The sequence below is a fragment of the Syntrophotaleaceae bacterium genome, assembly GCA_041390365.1.
GTDB lineage: Bacteria > Desulfobacterota > Desulfuromonadia > Desulfuromonadales > Syntrophotaleaceae > JAWKQB01.
Genome location: JAWKQB010000003.1, coordinates 1,051,403 through 1,074,916 on the forward strand (window position 1 = coordinate 1,051,403; position 23,514 = coordinate 1,074,916).

At 57.5% G+C, this 23,514-nt stretch carries 22 protein-coding genes and 1 riboswitch; of the genes, 13 read left to right on the forward strand and 9 right to left on the reverse strand.

The window, feature by feature from the left end; translation table 11 throughout:
- Nucleotides 1-149: 149 nt before the first annotated feature.
- From topA to ybgF, 5 genes are all read right to left on the reverse strand, one after another.
- A complete protein-coding gene (topA, locus tag R2940_17055; GenBank protein ID MEZ4601500.1) occupies nucleotides 150-2,525 on the reverse strand; it encodes a type I DNA topoisomerase in 2,376 nt (791 codons plus the stop codon).
- A 168-nt stretch (nucleotides 2,526-2,693) separates the two neighbouring features.
- The gene (locus tag R2940_17060; protein MEZ4601501.1) at nucleotides 2,694-3,179 is read right to left on the reverse strand and encodes a DUF494 domain-containing protein; all 486 of its coding nucleotides are present in this window, start codon (nucleotides 3,177-3,179) and stop codon (nucleotides 2,694-2,696) included.
- Nucleotides 3,180-3,190: 11 nt separating this feature from the next.
- Nucleotides 3,191-4,285: a DNA-processing protein DprA gene (gene dprA / locus R2940_17065; GenBank protein ID MEZ4601502.1), complete on the reverse strand. Its 1,095-nt coding sequence runs from the start codon at nucleotides 4,283-4,285 to the stop codon at nucleotides 3,191-3,193.
- 104 nt (nucleotides 4,286-4,389) lie between these two features.
- Complete coding sequence (locus R2940_17070) at nucleotides 4,390-5,394, reverse strand: LysM domain-containing protein (GenBank protein ID MEZ4601503.1); 1,005 nt, start codon at nucleotides 5,392-5,394, stop codon at nucleotides 4,390-4,392.
- Between the two features lie 120 nt (nucleotides 5,395-5,514).
- The gene (ybgF, locus tag R2940_17075) at nucleotides 5,515-6,183 is read right to left on the reverse strand and encodes a tol-pal system protein YbgF (GenBank protein MEZ4601504.1); all 669 of its coding nucleotides are present in this window, start codon (nucleotides 6,181-6,183) and stop codon (nucleotides 5,515-5,517) included.
- Between the two features lie 270 nt (nucleotides 6,184-6,453).
- Here ybgF and R2940_17080 point away from each other — a divergent pair, with 270 nt between their 5' ends.
- Nucleotides 6,454-7,689 carry a U32 family peptidase gene (locus R2940_17080; protein MEZ4601505.1) on the forward strand — a complete coding sequence of 412 codons (1,236 nt, stop codon included), beginning with the start codon at nucleotides 6,454-6,456 and terminating at the stop codon, nucleotides 7,687-7,689.
- An 88-nt stretch (nucleotides 7,690-7,777) separates the two neighbouring features.
- Here R2940_17080 and R2940_17085 read toward each other — a convergent pair whose 3' ends face one another.
- Nucleotides 7,778-8,449, reverse strand: a complete 672-nt coding sequence (locus R2940_17085; GenBank protein ID MEZ4601506.1) for a metallophosphoesterase family protein — start codon at nucleotides 8,447-8,449, stop codon at nucleotides 7,778-7,780.
- A gap of 285 nt (nucleotides 8,450-8,734) precedes the next feature.
- Here R2940_17085 and R2940_17090 point away from each other — a divergent pair, with 285 nt between their 5' ends.
- The 3 genes from R2940_17090 (at nucleotide 8,735) to nudC (ending at nucleotide 11,229) form a co-directional block, all read left to right on the forward strand.
- A complete protein-coding gene (locus R2940_17090) occupies nucleotides 8,735-9,106 on the forward strand; it encodes a hypothetical protein (GenBank protein MEZ4601507.1) in 372 nt (123 codons plus the stop codon).
- Nucleotides 9,107-9,354: 248 nt separating this feature from the next.
- Nucleotides 9,355-10,218: a diacylglycerol kinase family lipid kinase gene (locus R2940_17095; protein MEZ4601508.1), complete on the forward strand. Its 864-nt coding sequence runs from the start codon at nucleotides 9,355-9,357 to the stop codon at nucleotides 10,216-10,218.
- Nucleotides 10,219-10,338: 120 nt separating this feature from the next.
- Nucleotides 10,339-11,229, forward strand: coding sequence for an NAD(+) diphosphatase (nudC, locus tag R2940_17100; protein MEZ4601509.1), 891 nt, complete (start codon nucleotides 10,339-10,341; stop codon nucleotides 11,227-11,229).
- On the opposite strand, the gene R2940_17105 is transcribed toward nudC, so the two are convergent.
- Together R2940_17105 and R2940_17110 are read right to left on the reverse strand one after the other, a co-directional pair.
- Nucleotides 11,177-12,328, reverse strand: a complete 1,152-nt coding sequence (locus tag R2940_17105; GenBank protein ID MEZ4601510.1) for a homoserine O-acetyltransferase — start codon at nucleotides 12,326-12,328, stop codon at nucleotides 11,177-11,179. The two genes, nudC and R2940_17105, sit on opposite strands and share 53 nt — an antisense overlap.
- 95 nt (nucleotides 12,329-12,423) lie before the next feature.
- A riboswitch (SAM riboswitch) is annotated at nucleotides 12,424-12,537 on the reverse strand.
- Between the two features lie 148 nt (nucleotides 12,538-12,685).
- A complete protein-coding gene (locus tag R2940_17110) occupies nucleotides 12,686-13,132 on the reverse strand; it encodes an Rrf2 family transcriptional regulator (protein ID MEZ4601511.1) in 447 nt (148 codons plus the stop codon).
- A gap of 254 nt (nucleotides 13,133-13,386) precedes the next feature.
- On the opposite strand from R2940_17110, the gene gluQRS reads away from it, so the two are divergent.
- Entirely contained in the window at nucleotides 13,387-14,304 is a 918-nt protein-coding gene (gene gluQRS / locus R2940_17115) for a tRNA glutamyl-Q(34) synthetase GluQRS (GenBank protein ID MEZ4601512.1), read from the forward strand.
- 9 nt (nucleotides 14,305-14,313) lie between these two features.
- Here the strand turns inward: gluQRS and R2940_17120 are convergent, their stop codons facing one another.
- Entirely contained in the window at nucleotides 14,314-15,120 is an 807-nt protein-coding gene (locus tag R2940_17120; GenBank protein MEZ4601513.1) for a transporter, read from the reverse strand.
- 241 nt (nucleotides 15,121-15,361) lie between these two features.
- On the opposite strand from R2940_17120, the gene R2940_17125 reads away from it, so the two are divergent.
- From R2940_17125 to hisG, 8 genes are all read left to right on the forward strand, one after another.
- On the forward strand, nucleotides 15,362-16,168 hold the full coding sequence (locus R2940_17125) for a hypothetical protein (protein MEZ4601514.1): 807 nt from the start codon (nucleotides 15,362-15,364) through the stop codon (nucleotides 16,166-16,168).
- Nucleotides 16,169-16,995: 827 nt separating this feature from the next.
- Entirely contained in the window at nucleotides 16,996-18,243 is a 1,248-nt protein-coding gene (gene rho / locus R2940_17130) for a transcription termination factor Rho (protein ID MEZ4601515.1), read from the forward strand.
- A 157-nt stretch (nucleotides 18,244-18,400) separates the two neighbouring features.
- Nucleotides 18,401-18,607 (forward strand): 50S ribosomal protein L31, encoded by a 207-nt coding sequence (rpmE, locus tag R2940_17135; GenBank protein MEZ4601516.1) that lies wholly within the window; start codon nucleotides 18,401-18,403, stop codon nucleotides 18,605-18,607.
- A 140-nt stretch (nucleotides 18,608-18,747) separates the two neighbouring features.
- On the forward strand, nucleotides 18,748-19,434 hold the full coding sequence (gene thyX / locus R2940_17140; GenBank protein MEZ4601517.1) for an FAD-dependent thymidylate synthase: 687 nt from the start codon (nucleotides 18,748-18,750) through the stop codon (nucleotides 19,432-19,434).
- Nucleotides 19,435-19,486: 52 nt separating this feature from the next.
- Nucleotides 19,487-20,563: a peptide chain release factor 1 gene (gene prfA / locus R2940_17145; GenBank protein ID MEZ4601518.1), complete on the forward strand. Its 1,077-nt coding sequence runs from the start codon at nucleotides 19,487-19,489 to the stop codon at nucleotides 20,561-20,563.
- Between the two features lies 1 nt (nucleotide 20,564).
- Nucleotides 20,565-21,422: a peptide chain release factor N(5)-glutamine methyltransferase gene (gene prmC / locus R2940_17150; protein MEZ4601519.1), complete on the forward strand. Its 858-nt coding sequence runs from the start codon at nucleotides 20,565-20,567 to the stop codon at nucleotides 21,420-21,422.
- A gap of 67 nt (nucleotides 21,423-21,489) precedes the next feature.
- Nucleotides 21,490-22,743, forward strand: coding sequence for a UDP-N-acetylglucosamine 1-carboxyvinyltransferase (gene murA / locus R2940_17155; protein MEZ4601520.1), 1,254 nt, complete (start codon nucleotides 21,490-21,492; stop codon nucleotides 22,741-22,743).
- A 102-nt stretch (nucleotides 22,744-22,845) separates the two neighbouring features.
- Complete coding sequence (hisG, locus tag R2940_17160; GenBank protein MEZ4601521.1) at nucleotides 22,846-23,508, forward strand: ATP phosphoribosyltransferase; 663 nt, start codon at nucleotides 22,846-22,848, stop codon at nucleotides 23,506-23,508.
- Nucleotides 23,509-23,514: the final 6 nt, after the last annotated feature.

The following is a 23,514-nucleotide window of genomic DNA, read 5'->3' on the forward strand; positions in this document are numbered from 1 at the left end:
AACGGGCATTCGACCCCATACCGGCCCCGAAGAAGCTTGCTTTCGAAAATCCGTCTTCCCTTAAGTAATGGATTTTATGCAAAAAGAAAAACGACCGGACATAGGCCCGGTCGTCGCAGTCCTGAAGTTAAGGTATTTTTTTAGAACTTCTATTTTTTACCTCTGCTCCCGGCCTTCTTTCCGGTTTCAGCCGGTTTTTTGGCGGGCGATTTCTGAATGGCAGGTTTTTGGGCACCGCTTTTCTGGGTGCCCCCTTTGGTCTCCGGAGGAATCAGAATCTGTTTCCAGTCGCAGCCTTCCTGCGGGCACTTGCGATAGGTGCCCTCCCGCTTGGTCACCTTTTCCACCACTATAGGAAAACTGCACTTGGGACAGGGTTCGGCCACCGGCATGTCCCACAGTGCGAATTTGCATTTGGGATACCGGTTGCAGGAGTAGAAGATTTTGCCATAACGGCTTTTCTTTTCCTGCAACTCCCCTTCGCCGCATTCCGGACAGGTGATGCCAAGGGATTTGGGCTTTACCAGAGGCTGAATGTTCTTGCACTTCGGATACCCGGAACAGGCCAGAAATTTTCCGTAGCGGCCTTCCTTGATCAGCATCGGTTCGCCGCATTTGTCGCATTTCTGGTCGGAAAATACCGGTTCTTCCTGAACTCCGCCACTGAGAGGTTCCGTATACCGACAGTCCGGAAAACCGGAACAGGCCAGAAAACGGCCGGCGCGGCCAAGTTTTATGACGAGGGGTTGGCCGCACTCGGGACAGCTCCGATCGGTCTTCTCGGTGGTCACGTCCTGCTTGGAAATCTGGGTTTCCTTCTGCTTCAGGAGACTGATGAAAGGGTCCCAGAATTCCTTCAGCACCGGCCGCCATTGGGTTTCGCCGCGGGAGATGGCATCGAGGTCCTCTTCCAGTTCGGCAGTGAAGTGATAGTCGACGTACCGCTCGAAATGATTGACCAGGAGATCGCTCACCACCATTCCGACATCTTCAGGATAAAAGGCCCGCTTCTCCAGACGCACGTATTTCCTGGTCAAAAGGGTGTTGATGATCGAGGCGTAGGTCGAAGGTCGGCCGATGCCGTATTCCTCTAGGGTCTTGACCAGGCTGGCTTCGGTGAAGCGCGGCGGCGGCTGGGTGAAATGCTGCTCGGGCAGCAGTTCGCGATTGGCCAGGCTCTCCCCTTCCTTCAGCACCGGCAGTGTGCCCTCGGTCTTTTCCTCCGCATCGTCTGTGCTTTCGATGTAGAGTTTCATGAAGCCGGGGAATCGGATCACCTGGCCGCTGGCGCGGAACATGAAGCGTTCGCCAGCGGCGATGTCGACGCTGGTGGCATCGAGGATGGCCGGAGCCATCTGCGAGGCAACGGTTCGGGTCCAGATCAACTGATAGAGCCTGAACTGGTCGGACGTAAGATAACCCTTGACCCTGTTGGGCATATGGGCGATCGAGGTGGGGCGGATGGCTTCGTGGGCCTCCTGGGCGTTTTTGGACTTGTTCTTGAAGATCCGGGGCTTTTTCAGGGCATAGTCTTCGCCGTACTCCCGCCTGATGACCTCCCTTGCTTCGTTGAGAGCCACTTCGGACAAAGCCACGGAGTCGGTTCTCATGTAGGTGATGAGGCCTTCCGCGCCGGATCCGATGTCGATCCCTTCGTAAAGCTTCTGGGCGAGGCTCATCGTCTTGCGCGCCGAAAAGCCGAGCTTGCGGCTGGCCTCCTGCTGCAGCGTGCTGGTGGTGAAGGGAGCTGCCGGTTGCCGCTTTTTTTCCGAGCGTTTGAGGCTGGCGACCCTGAATTCCTTGCCCTCGAGGTCTTTGACCAGTTTGGCGGCCGCGGCCTGGTCGGGAATGTCGAACTTTTTCAGGACTTCGCCGTCGACGGCGTGCAGTCGGGCGCGGAAAGGCTCCTTGCTTTCAGGCTGCAACAGGGCCTCTATGGTCCAGTATTCCTGCGGGACAAAGGCCTGAATCTCCTTTTCCCGATCGCAAATCATGCGCAGGGCCACCGATTGGACCCGGCCTGCGGAAAGACCGTAACGGATTTTTTTCCAGAGAAAGGGTGACAGGTTGAAACCGACCAGATAATCAAGGATGGAGCGGGCCTGCTGGGCGTCCACCAGGTCCCGGGAAATCCTGCCGGGGTGAGCGACTGCGTCCTGAACAGCCCCTTTGGTGATTTCGTGGAAGGTGACCCGCTTGATCTCCGGCTTTTTTCCATCCTCCCGAAGTCCAAGAGCCTCCAGCAGATGCCAGGCGATGGCTTCCCCCTCGCGGTCGGGGTCCGTGGCGAGAATCAGTTCGTCGCTCTTTTTGACCTCGCTTTTCAGCAGGGATATCTGCTTTTTGCTCTCCGGAAGCACCTGATAGAGCGGCTCAAATCCGGCTTCGACATCCACGGAGCCCTGCTTGCTGGGCAGGGCGCGCACGTGGCCGTAGGAGGCCAGGACTTTGTAGTCGGGGCCAAGAAATTTTTCAATGGTTTTCGCTTTGGCGGGTGACTCGACGATCACCAGTGATTTTGCCATTGACGCCTCGATAAGTCTTTTTGAATCCCTCCGGTTATGCCGGCCGGAATCCCGAAGCAGCAGAAACAGCCGGCCAAGACCGGCGGGGTCGACCGGCATGTCTTGAAGATCATACCGTATTCAGAGGTTTCAATCAAAAAGGCTGCGAAAATCCGCAGCCCGTGGGGTTCAATGGTACATGCGCGCCCAGTCGTCTTCCATAAAGCAGTCTACCTCCCGCAGCCACTCACTGTGAGAGCGGGCGAACAGGGAGAGGGCGGTCAGAACTTTGGCATCCTTGAGCGTCATTTCCTCGTCACCCGACTGCAGGGCTCTCTGAATGATTTCTTCCTGTGTATCGTCGTCCAGAATACCGAGACGCCTCAATTGTACCAGGAACCCCCGGGCTTCCAGAGAAAGGGCATAGCACTCTTCAGGGGTGAAAATGCGTTGGCTGGGGATGGTGAGGGGGTGTCTGGCGGGTCGATCTGTGCGATACAGCGCGAGGCTTTCCATCCAGTGAAAGGCGGCATCGATCTCTTCAGCTTCGAAGCCTGATGCCAGAAGCTCTTCAACAATGTCACTGTCCGAGGGTAGCTGTCGGTCGTCAATAACGTACTGAGCGATAATGCTGACGATTGCCAGTACCCTTTCTTTGAGAGGATTCCCGGTCATAAGTCTCCGAGTCATGGAAAATTTTTACGGATGTAACGCATGCCGGGCAGCTGTACAGCCCCGTTTGCAAGCTCCAAGTGCAGTAAAATAGCGGAAAGCTCCATGGGTGTCAAGGTGCATTTCCGGGCCAGTTCGTCGATGTGCTGGGGCTCCGGACCAAGGGCCAGATAGACGCTCAGCGTCTTTCCGGACAGGTTGGCGGCCAACTGGTCCTGACTATTCCTATCGTTGGGCTTGCACGAATCGGGCCATAGCTCTAGCAGAATATCTTCGGCATCGGTGACGAGATGGGCCCCTTCCTTGAGCAGCCGGTTGACGCCTGTGCTGCCTTCAAGGTGTACCTGGCCGGGGACGGCAAAGACCTCCCGGCCCTGTTCCAGGGCGAAGTCTGCGGTCAGAAGCGAGCCGCTTTTAGCCGCCGCTTCCACCACCAGGACTCCTCTGCTAAGCCCGCTGATTATTCGGTTGCGGCCGGGGAAATGCCCCGGGAGAGGGGGGGTGCCCGGGGGATACTCCGAAAGAACACCTCCGCTGTCAATGATTTGACTCGTGAGCCGACGGTTTTCCAGGGGGTAGATTTGATCGATGCCGCAACCCAATACCGCAACCGTCCGGCCTCGTTTCAGGGCGCCTCGATGAGCGGCACTGTCGATCCCGCGGGCGAGCCCGCTGACGATAAAAATGCCCCGGGCGGCGAGCTCCGCGCTGATTTCATACGCCAACTGAAGTCCGCAGCTGGAGGCGTTTCGTGCCCCCACCACGGCAAAACATTCCCCTCCGGGCATCTCTCCCCTCAGGTACAGCAGGGCGGGCGGGTCATAGATCGTTCGCAGCGCGGCCGGATAATTCCCTTCGTCCCACAAGGTCACTATTTTTGCGCCGATCCTGTCAAGCCGCTCTACCGAATGGAGGAAGCGGGGGTCGTTTTCGGGGGGGAGTGCCGCAGCAACGGCCGGGCGAATTCCGGCCTTTCCGATCCAGGTCACCGGTTCAGCGGCGAGTATGGCCTCGGGGCCACCAAAGGTTTCCATCAGTCGTATCAGGCCGGTGCGGCCGAGGCCGTTGGTCAGATGAATGCGCAACCAGGCCAGTTCTTCACGGGTCATGGCATGCAAGGAGGTGATGAACGGAAAAAAGGATTGAAAGCGCTTCCAATCCTTTTTTCCGTTTCAGGTTGATGTCCAGGACAGGGGGAGTCCCGTGCCCCGGTTTATTCAGTGGCCGTAACGACACGGTCTCCTGTGTAAATGGGGCCGACGGATTTCAAAATGAGGGCACTGGCCGTATCGGGCTTGACATTGACGACCACAGCCGCGCCCATGAGGGAGTCGGGCAATGGCAGTTTGTGCTCGTTCATGGCCGATGCGGAGGCCTTTTTCGGCCTTGAAATGTACAGCAGATTGCCTTCTGCAAGTCCCGCCCGGGAGCCGAGGTCGACGTTGATGGTGTCATGCTGGCTCAAAGCGATCTTTTCATCGCTTCCGGCGATCACGTAGCCCGACAAAGAAGCGGCAGCCTTCTTCAGGGCGACCGACTGTTGTACGGCGAGGCTCGGTATGAGCCGGGCGCCGCGCATGATCTCTTTTTCGGAATGAACGATGTCAGCCGTGGCGACAGGCGGTTTGATCTCCCTGATCAGGACCTGTCCCAGATAGGTGATCTTGTTGCCGATGTTTTTGCCGCTGATGGGATGCCGGACCTGGTCTCCGACTTCAACCAGGCTGTAGTAATCTCCGGGCTGCATCGGGGCCCTCATTTCAATGAATACGAGATCGTTTTCAGCCATCAGCAACCGCGCATCGGTGGCATCCACCAATGTACCGGATGAGGCCAGTTCATCCGCCGTAACGAATCCCTCTGCTGCTGCGGTCGTCTTGATGATGATCTGTTCTTCTGGTTCGGGCAGCGGCAGGGCGGCCGGTTCCTCGCCAACCTCAGAAGGTAAAGCAGCCTCTCCCTCGGCCGGAAGAAAAACCAGCTTACCTTCGTAGATGGCCACTCTCTGTCCCGGATAGATGAAATGGGGGTTTCTGACGAAGGGGTTATGCGACCAGAGATTTGGCCAGTAATAAGGGTCTTCGATGAATTTTTGGGAGATGCCCCACAGCGTATCCCCTTTCTGAATCGTGTAGATGCGAGGATTTTCCGCAGCCCCGGCCGAGGCGGGCAGCAGGAGCAGGCAGCAGAGAAGCAGCCCTTTTTTGATGAAGGTCATAGGTCCCCCTGTTGATGACAAATTGTGAATAGTTCTTTTTTTGAGGCGTCGCCCAAAAATTTGCCAACTGCTGTGTTGGCCATCAGCACCTTGCTACCGGAAGGTCCCGGATAAATTCGCTCAACGACCGGCCATGGCCTTCTGGGCGGCCGGACTCTGCGGGTAGAGTCTGATCAGATCTTCAAGGACCTTTCGGGCCTGTTCGAAACGGTTCAGCTTACGTAATGCGGGCACCATTTTCAGGAGCGCATCAGGGGCTTTGCCGCTTTCAGGGTATTGCTCCCCGACCTTCTGAAGTTCCTGAACCGCCTGCTCGTAGTTCTCCAGCCCGAGATAACATTCTCCAAGCCAATACTGGGCGTTGCCGGCGTAGTCGTTGCCGGGGTAACTTTCTATAAAGGCTTTGAATCCCTGTACGGCCCGGGAATAGTCGCCGGAGGCATAATCGGAGAAAGCCTGCAGGTAGAGAGCTGTGGGCGAGGCAGGGGCGGCCTGCCCTGTTTCGGCAGTAATGGAGCCGGCTTTTTGCCCGGCGCCAGTGCCCTTTTGCGTTTCCACCATTCTTCGGAGATCCTCGGTCAGGCGCTGCTGATCCTGCAGGCGGTTTTCCAGAAGAACCTGATTGTTTTCCAGTTGGACCATTTTCCGGCTGAGGTCCTGCTGACTCTGCCTGAGTTGGGTGAGGTCGCTTTGCAGGCTGGGGGTCTCCACGGTCGGGGACGGCATGGCGCAGCCGCTCAGGATAACCAGGGCCGGCAGCAGGACGCCCAGAAATTTTGAAACCATCATTGCTCCTCTCCCAAAGGCCGACCGGGCCGGGGGCATGAAGCCCCGCGAACATGCCAGGAAATTATAAACTTTTTAGTCACTTGTCAACCCGAATCCAATTCTCGGCGGGAGAAACAGTGCGTGGCGTTGATTTGGTCGGTGGTCGCCGCCTTTTTCCATCACGCTGGCGGATTCTTCAACTTACCATCGCAATCCGTTCCGTGTTATCCTGCCCGCATATTTTTGCGTATTCAACCATTTATGCAAGATGCGAGCCTTGGGAAGACAATCATGATGATTGAAAGTCCGGACAGCTTCAAAAAGCCCGAGCTGCTGGTTCCGGCAGGGGATATGGAGAAGCTGGAAACCGCCCTGGCCTATGGCGCGGATGCCGTTTACGTGGGTCTTCCCCGCTTCGGTCTGCGGGCTCTGGCCGGCAACTTTACTCTGCGGGAACTGGTCCGCGCGAGAAAGATAACGAAGCAGCAGGGCAAGCGCCTCTATCTGGCGCTCAATGCCTATCTGCATCCTCAGGAAACGGGTGAAATCGAAGGGTTTCTCGAGGAATTGCGGGCTATCGGACCGGATGCGTATATCATCTCCGACCCGGGTGTACTTGCTCTCGCGCAAAAAGTCGATCCCGGCCGGGAACTTCATCTGTCGACCCAGGCCAACACGACCAATGCCGGGGCGGTGGAATTTTGGCGGCGGGCGGGGATCAGGCGGGTGAACCTGGCGCGGGAGCTGTCTCTGGGTGAAATCAAGGCCATCCGCGAAAAAACCGAAGCAGAACTCGAGGTGTTCGTCCATGGAGCGATGTGCGTCGCCTATTCGGGCCGCTGCCTTCTGTCGGCCGCTCTGGCTGGCCGAGGTGCAAATGCGGGATTGTGCGCTCAGCCCTGCCGCTGGAACTACGCACTGGTTGAGGAAACCCGTCCGGGGCAGTATTTTCCTTTGGAGGAAGACGAGCGTGGCAGCTACATCATGAACAGCCGCGATCTCTGTCTGGTCGAACATTTGCCGGATCTGATCGCGACCGGCATCGACAGTCTGAAAATCGAGGGGAGGATGAAAAGTCGCTATTATGTGGCGGCGGTCACCCGGGTATATCGAACCGCTCTCGATGCCTACTGTTCCGATCCCCGGGGATATCGGTTCGATCCTCAGTGGCGGCAGGAACTCGAAAAGGTCAGCCATCGCCCCTATGACAGCGGCTTTCTGTTTCCTGGAGAGAGAGGGAAGATTCATGCAAGGGATTCCCTGTATCGTCGCAGTCACGATTTTGTCGGGGTGGTGCTGGACATCCTCCCGGACGGCCGGGGTATCGTACAGGGGCGCAATCGATTCTATCCCGGAGAGACTTTGGAATTGATCGGTCCCGGGATGCGGCAGGCGCGGTTTGCGGTCGAAAATCTGCTCGCCGAGGATGGCCGGGAGCTGCCGGTCATGCAGCCCAATGCCACGGCGATCGTGGTTCTGCCCCCGGGGGCTCAGGAAGGGGATCTGCTGCGTCGGGAACGTCCCTGATCGGGATCGAAATCGAAAGATTTGGAACTCATCTCGATTTCACCAAAAAGGTCGATCCCGGTTTTGACTGCAGGTCGATAGCGGCCTTTCAGGACGCCGTCCAGCAACGGCGTTGACGGACCTCGCAGCAGGTCAGGGTGCGGCCATGGCCGGCACCGGTATCGAGGCCGATCCTTTTGCCGCTCAGTAACGGTTTTTTTTGAGGGGTGTGCCCGAATACGACGGTTTTGCCCCAGTCATGGTTCGATTCGAGGAATTCCTCCCGGATCCAGAGCAGATCCTCTTCGACCTGACCGGCGGGATCGATCCCCGGCCGCAGGCCGGCATGGACGAAGAGAAACTGGTCGGTTTCGTGGTACAGGGGCAGATGCTGAAGGAAATGCAGGTGTTCCTCGGGAAAATGGATCTGCCCCTGGCACGTATATGAGTCAAGCGTTCTGCTGCCGCCATTGAGCAGATAGAGCAATCTGTCACGCCCGGCGAGGTAGTCGAGCAGCATGGCCTCGTGATTGCCTTTGAGGAAAACGATGCCAGGAAATTGTTGCCGAAGTTCCAGAAGGAAATTGATCACCCCTTTCGAATCGGGGCCCCGGTCAATATAATCTCCGAGAAAAACCAACTGGTCCCCCTGAGCGGGATCCACCTGCCGCAGCAGGTCACGCAACAGGCTGAGCTGACCGTGGATGTCTCCGACGGCAAGCAGCCTGCCCTCCTCTTGCTTTTCTTTGCCGGTTTCGCCCCTGGCGGCCTTCCTTTTCATGATTCAATTGTAAACCCATGCCTGCAAAAAAAACCAGGGTGGAGCCGAAAAATGCCACAATCTGTGGTGTAATAACAGGCCCTGTTCCCGGGTCCCGGGACGTCGGTTCTTTCATGAGGAGACGGCTGAAGATCAGAAAGAATTCATAACTATTTAATTTTTCGAAATTTTTAAGAGTTTGTAAATTTTTTTTGCCTTTGCTGTGGAAATGGCATTTCTTTTGAAAGAAGTCCAAACAAAAGGCTTGACCCGCTGAAAGGTCGCGGTGCTGAAAGGAGTGGGCGTATGAAAAAGTGGATTCTGGTTATTGGGACGCTGGTTCTTTTTTCCGGAACGGCTATGGCGGAAAAGCCCAACAAACAGATTTCGCTTTTCAAGCCAGCGGCTGTTTCCAGCATAGCTCGGCGCCCGGTGAAAGCCAGGCCGGAATTTACCCTGATCGTCCACGCACCTGAGGAAAAGATTTCTCCGCCTCCCAAAACTCCGATCGCCGACGAGCTTCTGCCGCCCTTGTTGAGGGAGCGCGCCTACAGCGAACCGGAAACAGTGGCCGGGGTTCAGGTGGCTTTGCCCAATCTGCGCCCCCTGAACATCGTTCTTGCAGCCGATGACTATCTCAATCCTACTTGGGGTATAAAAATTCATCTTCCCTGGTAACCGAAGTCCTCTCCAGCCTGTCCTCCGGGCTGGCTCCAGCCAATGCCATCCTTCCTTTTCGCCCCATTGAAGCCTGGGGCGTTTTTTTTTGCCGAGACAACGAATCCGTTCAAAATAAGCAATGTCCGGCGAAAGCCCTTGCAGGCTTTCATCGAAAACGGCATATTGTCCCTCGGCCACCATCCGGTCCGATTCCCTCAAAAAAATTCTTCATCTCGGCACCGGACGGGGGGCGCTAGAGGGAGATCATGAAAATTCTGCTGATTGCAAATCCTGTTGCCGGCGGAAATGCCCGGTTGAAAATTGCCAGAGCCGTCGATCTGCTTGAAACCCGGGGCGCCTCCGTCAAGCTGGTTTTGACGGACAGCAGGGGTGATGCCCGGCGTGCCGCGGAGGCGGCCCGGGAAAGTGGCTTCGACCGGATCGTCGCCGCCGGAGGCGACGGTACCCTCAACGAGGTGATCAACGGTCTGGCTCCCTCGACCATTCCGCTGGCTTTCATCCCCCTGGGAACCACCAATGTCTTCGCCCTCGAAGTCAATATCCCTTTCGATCTCGACAAGGCCTGCGATCTTGTGCTGCAGGGCATTCCCCGCGCCGTCTCTGTCGGACTTGCGGGTGATACCCGTTTTCTCCTTATGGCCGGCATCGGCTTCGATGCCGAGGTGGTTGCAGCGGTCAGCCTCAGGCTGAAGCGTCGCATCGGGAAACTGGCATATATCGTCAGTGGTCTGCGGACTCTGGTGAGGCCGACGAAGGAACCCTTCGAAGTGCTCTCCGACGGGATCCGCTGTCGGGCCTGCGCCGCGCTGATCGGCAACGGACGTCTGTACGGCGGCCGATTCTCCATTACCGATGGAGCATCGCTGCTCGAAGACCTGCTGGATGTCCGGCTTTTTCTCCGCCCCGGAAGACTTCGGTTGCTGGTCAATGTCGCCAGGATTCTGCTTGGTTATCCGCCGGGTAAGAAAGAGATGCTCCATTTCAAAACCAGGCATGTGCGCATGACCGGGGCGGATATCCCCGTCCAGATCGATGGCGACAGCCACGGCTGCCTGCCGCAGACGTTCCAGGCCATTTTCGGAGAGCTGACGCTGGTTTTTCCTCCCTAGGGAAGCGCTGAGTAAGCAGAACGCCCAGCTTCTTCTTCGGGCCGGTATCGGGAAAACATCATTCTACCGATACCGAGAGCGCCCGATTTTCCGGACAAACGCATGTGAGGGCTGTTGCCTATGAACGCTTCACCCGATTTTTTTCTTAGTCCCTGTCATCTCCCCTTCAACCACACCTGCCTGCAGCAGTTTTTCCAGCTGGCTCCTCCCGATGCCGATCCCGGGGGAGAGGACGGAGTCTGGATTGTTCTGCGTGGTTCGGAACTTCTTCTGCAGGAAGCAGCTCTCCCCAACGGTGTCCTGCCGGGGGAATTGATCAGGTCAGGTGGCACTCCGCTCTTCATGGGCCACTGGCAAGGAAAGCCCTGCCGTCTTTTGGAGATAGACCGGATTCCGACCCTGCCGTCGGGTTGGAGGGCCGAGAATCTGCCGGACTGGCATTCCCTGATCCCCATCGAGCCACTGACTCTGGCGGGCACGGCCGCCCAGATCCTTCATTGGGAACGCACCAGTCGCTACTGTTCCATCTGTGGTGGGGGCATGGAAAGGCTGCCCCGGGAATGGGGCAAGCGGTGCCGGGAGTGTGGCTATTCCCATTTTCCCCATATCCATCCCTGCGCTATTGTTCTGGTGCGACGCCCAGGGGAGTTGTTGCTGGTGCGCAAGGCCGAGTGGCCCCGGGATCGATACAGCCTGGTATCAGGGTTTGTTGAATTTGGAGAATGCCTCGAAGAAGCAGCGGTTCGGGAGGTGGAGGAGGAGACGGGCATCCGGGTTGCCGGACTGGAGTATGTCGGCAGTCAGTGCTGGCCCTTCCCAAGTCAGCTCATGGCTGGTTTTGTGGCAGAATATTCAGGAGGGGATCTTCAGGTAGATCTGCAGGAATTGGAGGATGCCCGCTGGTTCCCGGTCGACCGTTTGCCGAAACTGCCACCGAAAAGAAGCATTTCCCGCTATCTTATCGATCACCACCTGAAGATTGGAGATCTGGCTGTTCGCCCAGGCGAATGAGAAAATCCCGGATGTAGTGCGTAAATTTTTCCGGCTCGACCAGGAAAGAATCGTGGCCGTAATCCGAGTGGATCAGGTGATATTCCACATTCTTGCCCAATCGGCGCAGGATATCCACCAACTCCTCGCTCTGATAGGGGGGATAGAGCCAGTCCGAAGTGAAGGCGAACCAGAGGGACGGGCAGGCAATCCTGCTCAGGGCCTCTTCCCGGCTTTCAAAGTTCCAGGCCACATCGTACAGATCCAGCGCTTTTGCCAGGTAGAGAAAAGCATTGGTGTCGAACCGGTCGATAAAGCTGCGGCCGTTGTACTCCAGGTATCGCTCCACCTCGAATTGGCCGAAAAAGTCGAACATGCCGTCCCTGACCGAAAACCGGCGGCCGAATTTGAGGTGCATGGAGGCATCGGAAAGGAACGAGATGTGACCCAATGCCCGGGCCAGCGCCAGGCCATCGGCGGGAGGGTGCTCCGGTTTGTAGTTCCCCTTCTTCCACATCGGGTCGTTGAAGATGGCTTGGCGCGCCAGGGCATTGAGGGCGATGGCCATTGGTGATGTGCGGCCCGTGCCGGCAATCGGGATGATGGAGCGTACCGTTTCCGGATAGAGTACCCCCCAATCCAGGGCCTGCATGGCGCCCATGCTGCCGCCGATGACCGTCAGCAGGGAATGGAAGCCGAGGTGGTCGATGAGCAGTTTTTGGGCCCGCACCATATCGCGGACCATGACGACCGGGAATGAAAGGTTATAGGGGCGGCCGGTGCGGGGATTTGTGCTGGAGGGGCCGGTCGAGCCGCGGCAGGAGCCGATGACGTTGCTGCAAATCACGAAATAGAGGTCGGTATCAAGGACTTTGCCGGGGCCGATCATGTCGTCCCACCAGCCGGTTTTTCGATCATCCCGATGGTTTTTCCCGGCCGCGTGGGCGTCTCCGGTCCAGGCATGGGTGACGAGGATGACATTGGAACGGGATGCATTCAGACGCCCGTAGGTTTCGTAAGCCAGCGTGATCGGGGGGCCGAGCAGACGACCACTTTCCAGCTGCAGTTCGACGTCAAAAGTCGCATACTCGGTGGCAACGACACCAACAGAATTTTCCATCGATCGGCCTCGACTCCAATCCAATAAAAACGGCCCCTTCCGATGAGGAAAGGGGCCGTGGGATCGCTGCTCGTGCAGTAACGCTTGCGGCTCCATCCTCATCTCTCTCCCGCAGGACGGGAGCAGGAATTAGCACCTGACACCCGCCATTGGGCGGGCCGGTTGCTGTGGCTTCGACGGGCCTTTCCCTCCACCACTCTTGATAAAGACAGACGTGCTATTCAGTTGTATGACTGCCGACTCTACTGGAGGGGAGGAAAATTGTCAATCCTTGATGGTGTCGCAAGAAGAACGCCCCTGGAAATTCTGATCTTGGACTTCAGGGCGAACTGACACGATTGGTTGAGAAAGGAATTCTTACGATTCAAGGTCCTGGTGCTTGCGGTTGCGCAAGCATTCCTCTTCCTGCTCGATCAGATCGGCAAAACTGTAACGCTGCAGTCTTTCCATCAGATCGCTGCGAGCGTCCCTCCACACCCGATGAACCGGGCATAGCTCATCCCGCGGACAAATGCCGTCCTCTTCGAGACAGGCATTCAGATTGGGCAAACCTTCCTCGGCATTCACTATATCCAACAGGGTGATCTGGGCCGGTGGGCGGGCCAGAAAAAACCCCCCGCAGACACCCCGATGCGAGCCGACAATGCCGCAGCGGATCAAAGGCTGCAGAATTTTGGTCAGAAATGCAGGGGTAATCCCCTGAGCCGTGCAAATGTCTTTTTTGAGAACGGTTTTTCCATTGGGCTGCTTAGCCATGTACAGGACGGCCCGAATTGCATATTCAGTCGCACGGGTTATAACCATCGTTTTTCTCCCGGTCCCCTTTTGATGAAGGTCGATGAAAACCGGTTATCAGGGACCTTTTTGGTTAGCAATAACCTTTCCAAAGATGAATTGTCAATGATAAAGATTAGCGGAGAGTGCCCGGGGGGTCGGTCGGTTTTCCGGGTCTCCCCTTGACAGAGCGCCCTGAACGGCGTCATTATGCACGATGTTTGCCGTACCTGCCTTTACAGTCCTTTCTCTCCCTGCCCCGGCCAGGTTTGGGGGTCTTCGCCATGTATGCAACCCAAAAGTCCTGTGAAATAATCGGCCGTTTCGCCCCGAGCCCGACCGGTCCCCTGCATTTCGGTTCTTTGACTGCAGCCCTGGGCAGTTTTTGTCTTGCCCGGCAGGCAGGAGGAAAGTGGCTGGTGCGAATCGAGGATCTGGACACCCCGCGGGTGATGCCCGGTGCGGCCGACGACATCCTGCGCACCCTTGAATGCCTGGGGCTAGCCTGGGACGGGGAAGTCTTTTATCAGAGCCGGCGGACCGGGCATTACCAGGCGGCCTTGGAGGTTTTGCAGGAAAAGGATCTTCTTTATGCCTGCGGCTGCAGCCGGAAAGAGATTCTGGCGAGCGCCCCTCACCCCGGGGAAGAAGGTCCGGTCTATCCCGGAACCTGCCGCTCCGGATTGGCCGAAGGGCGCCGCCCCAGGTCGCTACGCCTCAGGGTTCCCGATCGCCGCATCTGTTTTGTCGATGGTGTTTTCGGCCGGCGGGAACAGTGTTTGCAAAGCGCGGTTGGGGATTTTGTGCTGCGTCGGGCCGATGGAATGTTCGCCTATCAGCTGGCAGTGGTTGTGGACGATGCCGAAAGCGGAGTGAATCAGGTCGTGCGGGGCGAGGATCTGCTTCTTTCGACCCCCCGGCAGATTTTTCTGCAGGCCTGCCTCGGCTACCCAATCCCCGATTATATTCATCTACCCCTGGCCTTGACCCCGCAAGGTGAAAAAATCAGCAAAAGGCACGGAGCCCTTGGCATTGCCGGAGAATCCGACCGGGGAAATCTGCTGCGGCAGGCGTTGGAGTTTCTCGGACAGCCTGTGCCAGAGAGCCTGAGCGGTTCTCCCGTTGAAGTCCTGGCCTGGGGAGTCGAGCATTTTTCCCTCGACCGGGTGCCAAACAGATCAGCAGTCCCGGTCGAGGGATGAAAAAGATAATTACCAGGTGTCGGAGAGACTGAAGGGGATGGTCAGGCCGGTGCGCAGGCTCCAGTCCTCGCTTTTGCTGTGATAGCCGATGCTGCCGCCGAAATCCCAGAGAAAGGTTCCGAGAGGCATCTGAAGGCCGGCTCTCAACGCACCTCGGCTGTTGATGGAGGACTCCATCCCTTCAATGGACAACAGGGCATCGAGAGCGTCCTCAATCAGCGGCAGACGCAGACCGAGGGCGTAGCGGATGGCGTCATCCTGCCCGCTGTATCCTTCCCGGGGATCACCGAGGATGGCCAGACCGAGATTAAGGTAGATCGAAAATTCCGGAAAGTTGCGCGTCGCCAGAAAGTCGAGGAATATGTCGGCCTCATCGGTTCCGAAATCGTCTTTCTCATCGGCATTCGGTAATTTTGTTGCCAGACGCAGGGCCAAAGCAGGAATCATGAATGATTCCTGCCAAAGTCTCACCTTGAGACCCAGGGTGAGATCGCCGCTGCCCCATTTGTCGTCCTGTCCGTCCTTTTGCAGATAGAGGTAGCTGTAGGCCATCTGTCCCTCAACCCGTTCCCCGAGACCGAGATTGAGCGACAGCGCGGGCAATTCGGCAAGGCGGCGATCGTGGTGCTCGGACTGAAAAAGGTTGTGCAGGTCATGGCTGTAGGAAAAGCCGATTCGGAACTCGGCCTCATTTTTGGACAGAAGCTCCGCATCCTGCATTCCGAGGGGTTCGAGAGTGGCTGCTTCCACGGCGGCAGTAAAAAGGCCGATCAGCAGAAGGGGGCCGAAGGTGAGGGCAAAGAGCGATGATTTCAAAACGACCTCCCGGATTATCTGCGCAATAAATAAGTACCGAATTCGATTAAAATAACGACGTCGGAAAATTAAAACACTTCCGCCGGCCCTGTCAACTGGCTGTCCTTTCGTTTCAGATGTCCCTTTATTTTGGGATTGCGAAAGAAGTATTTATGGTAGAATCTGCGCGCCAACGGTTATTCGGGTCGATTCTGCCCGGTTTTCCCGGGTGAACTGAAAAACAAGAGGAGGAGTTGAATCCATGCTGCGTTCACTGATAATGCTGATATTGCTCGTTTCTTTGACCGCCTGTCAGTCTTTTTTCAAGGTGCCCAAGGAGGAGTATCGCGAAGAGGTAAAAACCCTCGGAGTCCTGCCGTTGATGGTGGACGAACAGTCGACCATCGAACATCCCGAGCCTCAGCAGGTACTGGCTTTGCTGCAGCGGCACAATACGGGCCGCCACCCTTACCTGGTTGAGCTGCTGAGAGAAAAGAAAAGTTATTTCGATGTGCGGGCGATTTCCGCGGACCCCCAGCAACTGTATGGCAGGCTGATCCGCAACCGGTCGGTGCGGAAAAATCCCGAAGGCCCTCGCTACCATTACATGATCAGTCCCGAGACCGCTGCCGAGCTCTGTCGCCAGAACGCCGTGGATGCCCTGCTGCTGGTGGTTCTCAACGGTACCAACCGCGTCGAGAGGAGGTGGGACCGCACCCGCCTCACCTATCTGGAATCGCCCTATAACGGAATTCAGGCCAGTGCCCTGGTTGTCCTGCCCAGCGGGGAACCCCTGTGGGAATACTTCGGTCTGGTCAGCGAACCTTTTCTGTCGCTGCAATATCCGAATTTCGACGAAGCCCACTATAACAAGACCGATCAGGTACCGGTTCACTTCGTCACCATTGCAGGTCTGGAACGCGCTTTGACCGAACCCGGGACCAACTGGTTTCAGAAGACCAAGCTGCCGCACCCCTACCAGGAGCTGTTCCAGGAGATGGCGGGATACCTCAAGCCCGGCATGCTGAATCCTTTTGCTAAGAGTCCCCAGGAGAATCAGCAGCAATAATCTGCACGGACTTGAAAAGGACCGATTTGCCGGCCCCGGATGGCGCAGACTGTCCGGGGCCGGCCTGGGACCTCTTTTTCTGTGCCGTAGCCAAAAATGCTTTTTAAATCTGCTATAATCGAACAAATTCTTCCGGAAGGTCCTGGTTCAGGTTGTGATGTACCCTGACCCGACCCTTGGCGCCCTTGGTGGCAAGAGGGCGTCCGGCTCAAGGGGGCGAGGAAAAATAATCGATTGACACGTTGAGGCAAAAAGGGTAGATAGAACAATCAGAGCCGATATCTTCGGCCACGTCGCTCTTTTTCCAAATCCTTTCGGAAGCTCACCTTACTCAGATAAAAACACACAGGCTGACAGCGGAATTCCATTTGAGCTTGAATTGAAGCTTATTTATCCGAATCGACAGAAAAACGGCCAGGACCATGCGGTGTGTCGAGTCCTGCCCGAAAAAATGTCATTATGGCCGCAGGCGGTCAATGCCGGGTTTTCCCTTGAAACCGTTTGCGCCTTCTGCATCCCCATATTTGGCAAGGTCTTTGCTGTGCGCATCCAGGAGCCGGGGTTGGCTTGACGCACGCCCGCCGGGAGAATTTGAAGAACAGCAACATATTGACAGCCCGGGCTTGAGGAATATATCCCGCCTTAATTCCATCATCATTCCGGATAGCGCATAGACGGTTGATACAGCCCTGATTCAAATCTTGCATCTTATTCATTTATTGAATTGACGAAAACGACTCAGAGAATTGACAGGCCGACTGATAAGGGCGCCAAACGGCGCGGCTTTATGCAGTTTGCCGTGCCGAATCCTTGTTTGAGGAGAATTCATGAACCTGAAAGAACTTAAAGAAAAGAAGATAGGTGACCTGGTGCAGATCGGGAAGGACCTGAAGCTGGATGGCGCCTCCGGCATGCGCAAGCAGGACCTGATTTTCGCCATCCTCAATTCCACCGCTGAAAAAAATGGCGCCATCTTCGGCGAAGGGGTTTTGGAGATACTGCCCGACGGTTTCGGATTCCTGCGTGCTCCCGATGCCAACTATCTCCCCGGCCCTGATGATATCTACGTATCCCCCTCCCAGATCCGCCGCTTCAATCTGCGCACCGGGGACACGGTGAGCGGCCAGATTCGCCCACCAAAAGAGGGTGAGCGTTATTTCGCCCTGCTCAAGGTGGCCGAAGTCAATTTCGAGAATCCCGCCGTTGCCCGCGACAAGACTCTCTTCGACAACCTGACGCCGCTCTATCCGGAAGAACGGATCGGGCTGGAAACGGAGCCGGACAATCTCTCCATGCGGGTCATGGACATCGCCACCCCCATCGGCAAGGGACAGAGGGGCCTGATCGTGGCACCGCCGCGAACCGGCAAGACCATGCTGCTGCAGAATATCGCCAATTCCATCACCACTAACCATCCGGAGGTGTACCTGATCGTTCTGCTCATCGACGAACGGCCTGAAGAGGTGACGGACATGCAGCGTTCGGTCAAGGGGGAGGTAATCTCCTCCACCTTCGATGAGCCGGCGACCCGCCATGTGCAGGTGGCGGAAATGGTCATCGAAAAGGCCCGACGCCTGGTCGAGCACAAGCGTGACGTGGTGATCCTGCTCGACTCCATTACCCGACTTGCCCGGGCCTACAACACGGTGGTCCCGCCCAGCGGCAAGATCCTCTCGGGGGGCGTCGATTCCAATGCCCTGCATAAGCCGAAGCGGTTTTTCGGTGCGGCGCGCAACATCGAGGAGGGAGGGAGCCTGACCATTATCGCCACTGCCCTCATCGATACCGGCAGCAAGATGGACGAGGTGATTTTCGAGGAGTTCAAGGGAACCGGCAACATGGAGTTGCAGCTCGACCGCCGTCTGGTCGACAAGCGCGTATTTCCCGCCATCGACATCAATAAATCAGGCACCCGTCGGGAGGAGCTCCTGGTCGAACCGACTACGCTGCAGCGTATCTGGCTGTTGCGCAAAGTCCTCTCGGCCATGAACGTCGTGGACAGCATGGAATTTCTCCTGGAAAAACTGTCCGCAAGCAAGACCAACCAGGAATTTTTCGAATCGATGAACCAGTAAGGCACTGATGCATCCAGGGTCGGGCCTTCTCATAAAAAGCTTGCAGAAAACGACTGAAACTGCTAAAAATCAACCTTTGCCTTTCCTGGCCAAGATTCCGGTTCTGTATAACCCGAATATCAAAACCGGGCCAACCAGAACCCCAAGGAGAAAAAAGATGAAAGAAGGAATTCACCCCGCTTACGACGCTGTCAATGTCAAGTGTCACTGCGGCAATGCCTTTGAGACCCGCTCCACGAAAAAGGGCGGCGAAATTCTTACGGAAATCTGCTCCGCTTGCCACCCCTTCTTTACCGGCAAGCAGAAGCTGCTCGATACCGAAGGGCGGATCGAAAGGTTCCGCAAGAAGTACGAGAAGAAGTAGTCAGGAGATCGAACAAGTGTCGGAGACGGCCCTCCGGGGCCGTCTCTTTTTTATGGGTTTTCCTCGGTCGGGCATTCTGCCCGCCGCCATATACTGGCCCGGCCGGGGCTTTTCGCCCCGTATGATAAACCGAGAGGATCATGTTCGTTCAGCTTTTGCAGCACACCCCTGATCCCGAGCGGATTGTGGCGGCCGCCGCCCGCCTCTGCTATTCGGCCTCAGGTATAGACCGTTTGCTGGAGCAGAATGAGGATGAGCGCGGCCGTTTGCTGGAGAAGATTCTTTCCCTGGGTCACCTCTCGGTTCTCGAACATGCCTCTTTTACCTTCGGTATCGAAGGCATCAGCCGGGCCTGCTCCCATCAGCTGGTACGACACCGTCTGGCGTCCTATTCCCAGCAGAGTCAGCGCTACGTTTCCCATAAGGAACTATTCGCCGCCGTCACGCCGCCCTCGATCTCTGAAAAACCGGATCTTCTTCAGCGTTACGACGCCCTTCTGGAAGAGATTCACCTTCTTTACCGGGACCTGCTGGAGGCGGGGATTCCGGCCGAAGATGCCCGGTTTGTGTTGCCCAATGCCGCTCAGACCAAGCTGGTGATGACCATGAATGCCCGGGAACTGCTGCATTTTTTCGGATTGCGCTGCTGCCGTCGGGCGCAATGGGAGATCAGGGAGATGGCTACCGAGATGCTGCGTCTGGCGCGGACCGCGGCTCCGCTCCTGTTCGCTGCCGCAGGCCCGGGATGCCTGACAGGGCCTTGTCCCGAGGGGCGAATGAGCTGTGGCGCCATCGACGAAGTCCGCAGGGAATTCGCCGATCTCTAGAAATTTCCCGGCCAAGGGTCTTGGCTTGGTGCCGTTTACTGGGATTATTCGCGTGGATCCGATATTCAGCAAGCTTGAAGAAGTGGTGGATCGCTTTCGCGAGGTGGAAGCTCTGCTTTCCGATCCGAAAGTGGTTTCCCAGCAGAGTCGATTCAGGGATTTGACCAAGGAACATGCCGACCTGTCGGCGGTGGTCGAAGCCTATACCGATTACCGCGGGATTTGCGGAGAGCTTGCCGGATTACGGGAACTGCTCGAGGACGGCGATTCCGAATTGAAGGAAATGGCCCGCCTCGAATTGCCCGAACTGGAAAACCGTAGGATCGAGCTGGAGCAGCGGCTCAAGGTGCTTTTGCTGCCGAAGGATCCCAAGGACGAAAAGAACGTCATCCTGGAGATTCGCGCCGGTACCGGAGGTGAAGAGGCGGCGCTGTTCGCCGCCGATCTTTTCCGCATGTATTCGCGATATGCTGAAAACAAGGGCTGGCGGGTCGAACTGATCAGCGTATCCGATGCCGATGCCGGTGGCTTCAAGGAAGTGATCGCTCTTGTCAGCGGGCAGCGGGTCTATTCCCGGCTCAAATACGAAAGCGGCACACACCGCGTGCAGAGAGTCCCTGAGACCGAGGCCCAGGGGCGAATTCATACCTCGGCCTGCACCGTGGCCGTTCTCCCCGAAGCCGAGGATGTGGACGTGGAGATCGATCCCAGCGATCTGCGGATCGACGTCTATCGCGCCTCGGGTGCGGGTGGACAGCATGTCAACAAGACCGAATCGGCAGTACGCATCACCCACATCCCCACCGGAGTTGTGGTGTCCTGCCAGGATGAAAAATCCCAGCACAAGAACAAGGCCAAGGCGATGAAGGTTCTGCAGTCAAGGATACTCGACAGCCTGCAGGCCGAACAGGAGACCAAAATGGCCGCCGACCGCAAGGGGCAGGTGGGCAGCGGAGACCGTTCCCAGCGCATCCGCACCTACAATTTCCCCCAGGGCAGATGCACCGACCACCGAATTGGCCTGACCCTTTACAAGCTCGAAAGCATCATGCAGGGAAATCTCGACGAACTCATCGAGGCCCTCGGCACCTATTTTCAGAGTGAGGCGCTGGCCGGCCAGGAGGCCTGATTTGGCAGGCACTAAAGAAACCTGGACAGTCCTGAAGGTCCTGCAATGGACTGCGGATTATCTCAAGGACAAGGGCGTGGACAACGGGCGCCTGGACGCCGAACTGATGCTGGCCGAAGTGCTGAAGCTGGACCGGGTCGGCCTCTATCTCAATTACGATCGGCCCCTCGATGCGGTGGAGCTGAGCGCCTACCGTCAGATGGTGGGACGCCGGTCGCGGCGTGAGCCGCTGCAGTATATTCTCGGCCGGACGGAATTCTGGTCCCTGCCCTTCGAGGTCACTCCGGCGGTCCTGATTCCCCGTCCGGATACCGAGGTTATGGTGGAAGAAGCCCTTGCCAGGGTGCCGGCGGAGGGGAGGATTCTCGACGTTGGAACCGGCAGCGGCGCCATTGCCGTCGCTCTGGCCCATGAACTTCCCAAAGCCAGTCTGGTTGCCATTGACACGTCTGCCGAAGCCCTTGCCGTGGCGGCGAATAACGCCGAGCGTAATGGACTTGCCGGACGGATCGAATTCCAGCAAATTGACATGGTCCGATTGCCGGACGGACCTTTCGACCTGATTGTAGCCAATCCGCCCTATATTCCCACGGACGATCTGGCAGGACTGATGCCCGAGGTGCGGGCGTACGAGCCGTCATCGGCTCTGGACGGCGGCGAGGACGGTCTCGATTGCTATCGGCTGCTGGCCGGCCAGGCCGGCAGCCGGCTGCGTCCCGGCGGTTGGCTGCTGGTGGAGGCGGGAATCGGCCAGGTGCCGATGATTCGAGAGCTGTTCGAAAAGTCCGGTCTGAAGGAGGTTTTCAGCCGAGATGACTATGGCGGCATCCCCCGGGTAGTGGGGGGGCGCCGGATCTGAGATTTTCATAGGACCTGTGGGACTCATAAGACCCATAGGCCCCATGCTTTAAAAAAGGCGGTAACAGTTGGACAAGATCATCATTCACGGCGGACGACGCCTGAAAGGCGAAGTTCAGGTCAGCGGAGCGAAAAACTCCGCCTTGCCTCTTTTGTTCGGTACACTCCTGGCTCCCGGTATCCATCAACTGGCCAATGTTCCCGATCTGCGGGACATCTCCACCGCGGGCAAGCTGCTTGCGGTGCTCGGAGCCGACGTTTCGCGAACGGGCGACCGTTTTGCCATCGATGCTGAAAACATTCGCAGCGTTGAAGCTCCCTACGATCTGGTCAAGACCATGCGCGCTTCCGTTCTGGCGCTCGGACCTCTGCTGGCCCGTCTCGGTCATGCCCGGGTCAGTCTTCCCGGCGGATGCGCCATCGGCGCCCGGCCGATCAACCTTCACCTCAAGGGGCTGGAGGCGATGGGGGCGCGGATCGAACTCGATCACGGCTATGTCGAAGCCCGTGCCCGGCGACTGCAGGGCGCCCGTATCTATCTCGACATTCCCACCGTCGGCGGTACTGAAAACCTGATGATGGCCGCTACCCTCGCCAGGGGGACGACGGTGCTGGAAAATGCCGCCTGCGAGCCCGAGATCGTCGATCTCGCCGAGGCCCTGGTCGGCATGGGCGCCCGCATCGAGGGGGCCGGAACCGACCGGATCGTCATCGAAGGGGTGGACGAGCTGCGGCCAATGGATTTCTCCGTCATGCCCGACCGCATCGAGGCCGGCACCTTCATGGTCGCCGCAGCCATGACCCGGGGCAACGTCAAGGTCAGTGGGGCCCGTCCCGGACATGTCGAGCCCCTTGTCGCCAAACTTCTTGAAGCCGGAGTCGAGGTGATCGAGGAGGAGGGGGGACTGCGGATCAAGGGGCCGCGGCATATCCAGTCTGTCAATATCAAGACCCGGCCTCATCCCGGTTTCCCCACCGACATGCAGGCTCAGTTCATGGCCCTGATGACTCTCGCCGAGGGGACCAGCGTCATTACCGAAAACGTCTTCGAAAACCGCTTCATGCACGTTTGCGAACTGCAGCGCATGGGTGCGGACATCACCATCGAAGGGTCGACGGCCACGGTCCGCGGGGTCAAAACCTTGCTGGGTGCGCCGGTTATGGCCACTGATCTGCGAGCCAGCGCCAGCCTGGTGCTGGCCGGCCTGGCCGCAGACAACACTACCGAGGTGTCCCGGATCTACCATCTCGACCGCGGATACGAGCGGCTCGAGGAAAAATTCCGACTGCTCGGCGCCGAAATCGAGCGGGTGAAGGAATAGTTAGGGGCAGTAGTTAGTTGCTGGTAGCTCGTAGTTGGTTTTGAATTTACCAGTCGCCAGCCACGAGCAACCAGCCACCGATTTTTTAAAGGTTCTAAAACAATGAGCGATTACATCACCTTTGCCCTGCCGAAGGGGCGCATCATGCAGGATTCGATGGAGCTGTTCGGCAAGATCGGCATCACCTGTCCGGAGATGGCCGGGGACAGCCGCAAGCTGGTGTTCGAAAACCCTGAAAGCAAGTTCCGTTTCATGGCGGTGCGTGCGACGGACGTGCCCACCTACGTGGAATACGGCTGCGCCGATCTGGGCGTAGTGGGCAAGGATACCCTGCTTGAGCAGGGGAAGGACCTTTATGAGCCCCTCGATCTGAAATTCGGCTACTGCCGCCTGGTAGTGGCCGAACCGAAGGAACTGCTGGCAGAGGAGGACCCGGCCAGCTGGTCCAATATCCGGGTGGCGACCAAGTACCCGGCCGTCACCGAGCGATATTTCGCTGCCCGAGGAGTACAGGTGGAAATTATCAAACTGTACGGGTCCATCGAGCTGGCGCCTCTGGTGGGGCTGGCCGAGCGGATCGTCGACCTGGTATCTACCGGCGCTACCCTGCGGGACAACGGTATGGTGGAGGTTGAAACCATCGCCGATATTACCAGCCGGCTGATCGTCAACAGGGCCAGCCTTAAGACCAAGCACAGTCGCATCAGCCGCATTATTGCGGATCTGGAGCAGGTTATCGGAGAAAAACCGGTCATTGCCGGCTGAGGGGCA

What these genes read in the sequence shown, in the direction of transcription:
- topA (MEZ4601500.1), bottom strand. Translation starts at nt 2,525, where the DNA reads ATGGCAAAATCACTGGTGATCGTCGAGTCACCCGCCAAAGCGAAAACC.
- R2940_17060 (MEZ4601501.1), bottom strand. Translation starts at nt 3,179, where the DNA reads ATGACCGGGAATCCTCTCAAAGAAAGGGTACTGGCAATCGTCAGCATT.
- dprA (MEZ4601502.1), bottom strand. Translation starts at nt 4,285, where the DNA reads ATGACCCGTGAAGAACTGGCCTGGTTGCGCATTCATCTGACCAACGGC.
- R2940_17070 (MEZ4601503.1), bottom strand. Translation starts at nt 5,394, where the DNA reads ATGACCTTCATCAAAAAAGGGCTGCTTCTCTGCTGCCTGCTCCTGCTG.
- ybgF (MEZ4601504.1), bottom strand. Translation starts at nt 6,183, where the DNA reads ATGATGGTTTCAAAATTTCTGGGCGTCCTGCTGCCGGCCCTGGTTATC.
- R2940_17080 (MEZ4601505.1), top strand. Translation starts at nt 6,454, where the DNA reads ATGATGATTGAAAGTCCGGACAGCTTCAAAAAGCCCGAGCTGCTGGTT.
- R2940_17085 (MEZ4601506.1), bottom strand. Translation starts at nt 8,449, where the DNA reads ATGAAAAGGAAGGCCGCCAGGGGCGAAACCGGCAAAGAAAAGCAAGAG.
- R2940_17090 (MEZ4601507.1), top strand. Translation starts at nt 8,735, where the DNA reads ATGAAAAAGTGGATTCTGGTTATTGGGACGCTGGTTCTTTTTTCCGGA.
- R2940_17095 (MEZ4601508.1), top strand. Translation starts at nt 9,355, where the DNA reads ATGAAAATTCTGCTGATTGCAAATCCTGTTGCCGGCGGAAATGCCCGG.
- nudC (MEZ4601509.1), top strand. Translation starts at nt 10,339, where the DNA reads ATGAACGCTTCACCCGATTTTTTTCTTAGTCCCTGTCATCTCCCCTTC.
- R2940_17105 (MEZ4601510.1), bottom strand. Translation starts at nt 12,328, where the DNA reads ATGGAAAATTCTGTTGGTGTCGTTGCCACCGAGTATGCGACTTTTGAC.
- R2940_17110 (MEZ4601511.1), bottom strand. Translation starts at nt 13,132, where the DNA reads ATGGTTATAACCCGTGCGACTGAATATGCAATTCGGGCCGTCCTGTAC.
- gluQRS (MEZ4601512.1), top strand. Translation starts at nt 13,387, where the DNA reads ATGTATGCAACCCAAAAGTCCTGTGAAATAATCGGCCGTTTCGCCCCG.
- R2940_17125 (MEZ4601514.1), top strand. Translation starts at nt 15,362, where the DNA reads ATGCTGCGTTCACTGATAATGCTGATATTGCTCGTTTCTTTGACCGCC.
- rho (MEZ4601515.1), top strand. Translation starts at nt 16,996, where the DNA reads ATGAACCTGAAAGAACTTAAAGAAAAGAAGATAGGTGACCTGGTGCAG.
- rpmE (MEZ4601516.1), top strand. Translation starts at nt 18,401, where the DNA reads ATGAAAGAAGGAATTCACCCCGCTTACGACGCTGTCAATGTCAAGTGT.
- thyX (MEZ4601517.1), top strand. Translation starts at nt 18,748, where the DNA reads ATGTTCGTTCAGCTTTTGCAGCACACCCCTGATCCCGAGCGGATTGTG.
- hisG (MEZ4601521.1), top strand. Translation starts at nt 22,846, where the DNA reads ATGAGCGATTACATCACCTTTGCCCTGCCGAAGGGGCGCATCATGCAG.